The following is a 3,424-nucleotide window of genomic DNA, read 5'->3' on the forward strand; positions in this document are numbered from 1 at the left end:
GAAGCGGTAGGTGACGCCTGTGCCAATCAGCCAGGGGTTGAGCTTGGCCTTGCCCGTCAAGTTCGTGCCGCCGACCGTGACGTCGAATTTCGGCTCCAGAAAGAGCTTCTTGACGTCGAAATTGACGCCCCAATGCTGATCCAGCATGTAATCGAACCCGACCTGCAGAGCGCCGCCGAACGTGTTCTTGACATGGAGGGCGTCAGCGCTGCCGGCATCCTGATTGTAGAAGATCGTGTAGTTCAGGCCGGCGCCGACATAGGGCTTGAAGGCGCCGAAATCGGTAAAGTGGTATTGCAGCGTGAGTGTCGGCGGGAGCACCCAGACCTTGCCGACCTTGCCCAACCCGCTGATCGTCCCCTCGCCGTGGATATTGGCGTAGGTGGTGCCGAGAATGAGTTCGGCGGCGACGTTGTCGGTGAAGTAGTAGGAAATGTCCAATTCCGGCGTCACGGTATCCGAATAGGAAAGATCGGAGCCGGGGATTCCGTTGACGTTGCCCTTGTCGTCCGTGATCACGCCCAAGGCGCGCAGGCGAATCTGCCAGGGACCCGATGCTGCTACAGGCGGCTCGTTCTGTGTCACGGATTGTATGTCCGCCGCCGTGGCCTGCTGCATCCCTGCCACGACAAGCGCTGCGGCAACTGCGATCCCCCGCCACTGCCCAACCCAGTTTCTCACCATAATATCTCTCCATGGAATTCAAATGCGGTGCGCTGCAGCAATGACAGCCTGGGAGAGATGCTCGGTTGATCCAGGTCAATGGTCGGATGAAGTAATTGGAGCTGCCTTCAATTCGACGTCGCCTGTAACAAAAATGCTACATGACGATCACGGCGGGTCGCTGTCCGGAACGACTCGAAGGAAGGGCCCTAGCGGGAGCTATGATGCGGCAAGTCGCCCTGGCCGCTCTTCCTCGAGCGCCAGATGCCCTTCGCGACTCCAAGGAGTCACGGGTCCGGTTCTCGGGGACGAACGTCAAGCGAGCGCCTAAAGCGCCAGCGGCAAGAAACCTAGGCCGGCAGGCCGGGACGGTCGAGCTTTTTCGGCGACAGCGTGAAGATCTCGCAGCCGGCGTCGGTGACGCCGATCGTGTGCTCGTATTGCGCCGACAGCGAGCGGTCGCGCGTGACCGCCGTCCAGCCGTCCGACAGGACCTTCACATGCGGGCGGCCGAGATTGATCATCGGCTCGACGGTGAAGATCATGCCGGGCCGCATCTCGACGCCTTCATTGACGGTGCCGTAATGCAGGATGTTCGGCGCGTCGTGGAAAAGCTGGCCGACGCCGTGGCCGCAGAAATCGCGCACCACCGAGCAGCGCTCGGCCTCGGCGTAGGTCTGGATCGCGGCGCCGATGGCGCCGGTGCGGGCGCCGGGCTTGATCGCGGCGATGCCGCGCATCAGGCATTCATAGGTCACTTCGAGCAGGCGCTCGGCGGCGCGCTTAATGGTGCCCACCGGATACATGCGCGAGGAATCGCCGTGCCAGCCGTCGAGGATATAGGTGACGTCGATGTTGACGATGTCGCCATCCTTCAGCGGCTTGTTGTCGGGAATGCCATGGCAGACGACATGATTGATCGAGGTGCAGGACGATTTGGTGTAGCCGCGATAATTGAGCGTCGCCGGCAATGCGCCGTGGTCCATGCCGAATTCGAAGACGAAGCGGTCGATGGTTTCCGTCGTCACGCCGGGCTTGACCATCGGCACCAGCTCGTCAAGGCAGCGCGCGGTGAGATCACAGGCCTTGCGCATGCCGGCAAAACCTTCCTCGCCATAGAGGCGGATCTGGCCGGTGTTTCGAAGGGGGGCCGTGGAGGCGTCGAGATAGGTAACCATTTTTGACCGTTTGCCGGCGTTGGCTTCAGAGGAAGCCGAGTGCCAGAATCTGCCCCAGATTTGGCACCGGAAGCCGCAAGGTTCAAGGACGAAGTGCGATTGCGCCGTCCATTGCGGCTTTCCTTCTGGCATTCCATGGGTTAGGGCCGGTTCTGGTATCTGGAGATCGGCTTGACGGCACCTGAATGCGAAAGATCGAAGCTGCTGCCGGTCAGGATCGCTTTTGCGGGCCTGATGGCGCTGCTGATGCTCGCGCTGCTGGGCTTCGCCCAGGCCGGAATCTCTGCATCGGCGGTCTCGCTCCAGGGTGGCTCCAGCATCAGCGCCGCTCGCCAGGGCGACACGATCGCGCTGCTCAGGACCTCCGGCAAGACGCAGGCGCTTGAGGTTCGGGCTAGCCGGCCGCTGCCCGTAAAGCTTGTCAGCGGCAATCCCGGCGCGCTGGCGCCCGCAGCCGATTTTCTGGTTATCGGCCAGGCGTTGCCACCCGAAATGGGTGTCACGCCCGCGGCGGGAACCGCAACGCCGTCGCGTACGAACCAGCCACGCGCGCCACCCGCCGCATAAGCCCCGGCCGCCGAGCGCGGCATCCAAATCAAAACACGTCTTCGCGTCGCGATCCAGCGACGGCCGCCGGCCGTCCGCCGGTTGCGTGCGCTTCAATACGGATTTTCTTCAATGCAACGCATCAAGACATTCAAGACACTCACCCGCGCGACCGCCGCGGCCTGCTTCCTGGCGGTTCAGGCGGTGATCTGCATCGGCACGGTCTACTGGGCCGTTGCCGCCATCCTTCGCATGGAAGGAACGGCGGCCATCGTGCTCGGCGCCATCTTCGCGCTGCCATCCGCTTATCTGCTGACGGTGGTTACCCGCATGGCCTATGACGCGGAGACCGATCCGGCCAATCAGTAGCGCCGACGATGTGGAATAAGAGCAAGGGCAGGGCGGTGTGGGTAGTGTCGCCCTGTCACCTAGCCTGCGCGGATTGGCCGGGCGCGCCGCCTGACGCATCCGTGAACCGATTGTTGATCGCACTGAGGTCACATTCCTGAGTCAGAAGGCCGCAAAAGCAACTTTTCACATCGAGCGGCGTTGCTGGGGCTGCGCTCGTTCGGGAGACAGGGAATGGACAGACTGCAATTCGAGGTGCCGGTGCGCATCACGCCCGCGCCCGGCCTGCCGGTCGAGGAGATCTACAGTGTCGAGCAGGCGCTCGATTTCCTGCAGGACTGGCCGAAGCGCAGGCAGGGCAAGATCTACGAAGCCGCCTTCAATGCCTGCTTCGGGGCGACGGTCGATGTGGCCAGCACCGAGGAAGCCTGCCGGGCGTTCGCAACCTTCTGCCGCGTCAGCGGATTGCTGGCGAGGGACGCGATGTTTCCCGGCAAGCGCAGAGCAGGGACGCATCGCGAGGCGCGCGCCTGAGTCTCTATTTCATCCAGGTCTTTCTCTGAAGATCGCGTCGTCGGGCGACATGCATAAGGCGTCGATCGCAGCTGGTTCAGCCGCCGAACGACACGCCTCGGTAGCGCATTCCCACCTGCACGCCGCGCACGATCACGCGCGACAGGATTTCCATA

5 protein-coding genes are annotated in these 3,424 nt (G+C 62.8%); 3 read left to right on the forward strand and 2 right to left on the reverse strand.

The features are described 5' to 3' along the window. Nucleotides 1-684, reverse strand: a 684-nt coding sequence (locus tag EOA27_RS28235; protein ID WP_126082324.1) for an OmpW family protein, incomplete at its 3' end; no start/stop codon positions are given. A gap of 329 nt (nt 685-1,013) precedes the next feature. Continuing rightward, entirely contained in the window at nt 1,014-1,841 is an 828-nt protein-coding gene (gene map, locus EOA27_RS28240) for a type I methionyl aminopeptidase (protein ID WP_126082325.1), read from the reverse strand. A gap of 171 nt (nt 1,842-2,012) precedes the next feature. Here map and EOA27_RS28245 point away from each other — a divergent pair, with 171 nt between their 5' ends. From EOA27_RS28245 to EOA27_RS28255, 3 genes are all read left to right on the forward strand, one after another. Next, nucleotides 2,013-2,408, forward strand: a complete 396-nt coding sequence (locus EOA27_RS28245) for a hypothetical protein (protein ID WP_126082326.1) — start codon at nt 2,013-2,015, stop codon at nt 2,406-2,408. A 111-nt stretch (nt 2,409-2,519) separates the two neighbouring features. Further along, complete coding sequence (locus EOA27_RS28250; RefSeq protein ID WP_126082327.1) at nt 2,520-2,756, forward strand: hypothetical protein; 237 nt, start codon at nt 2,520-2,522, stop codon at nt 2,754-2,756. Between the two features lie 213 nt (nt 2,757-2,969). Further along, nucleotides 2,970-3,269: a DUF982 domain-containing protein gene (locus tag EOA27_RS28255; RefSeq protein ID WP_126082328.1), complete on the forward strand. Its 300-nt coding sequence runs from the start codon at nt 2,970-2,972 to the stop codon at nt 3,267-3,269. Nucleotides 3,270-3,424: the final 155 nt, after the last annotated feature.

The sequence above is a fragment of the Mesorhizobium sp. M2A.F.Ca.ET.037.01.1.1 genome (assembly GCF_003998075.1).
Taxonomy (GTDB): Bacteria; Pseudomonadota; Alphaproteobacteria; order Rhizobiales; family Rhizobiaceae; genus Mesorhizobium.

What these genes read in the sequence shown, in the direction of transcription:
- map (WP_126082325.1), bottom strand. Translation starts at nt 1,841, where the DNA reads ATGGTTACCTATCTCGACGCCTCCACGGCCCCCCTTCGAAACACCGGC.
- EOA27_RS28255 (WP_126082328.1), top strand. Translation starts at nt 2,970, where the DNA reads ATGGACAGACTGCAATTCGAGGTGCCGGTGCGCATCACGCCCGCGCCC.
- EOA27_RS28250 (WP_126082327.1), top strand. Translation starts at nt 2,520, where the DNA reads ATGCAACGCATCAAGACATTCAAGACACTCACCCGCGCGACCGCCGCG.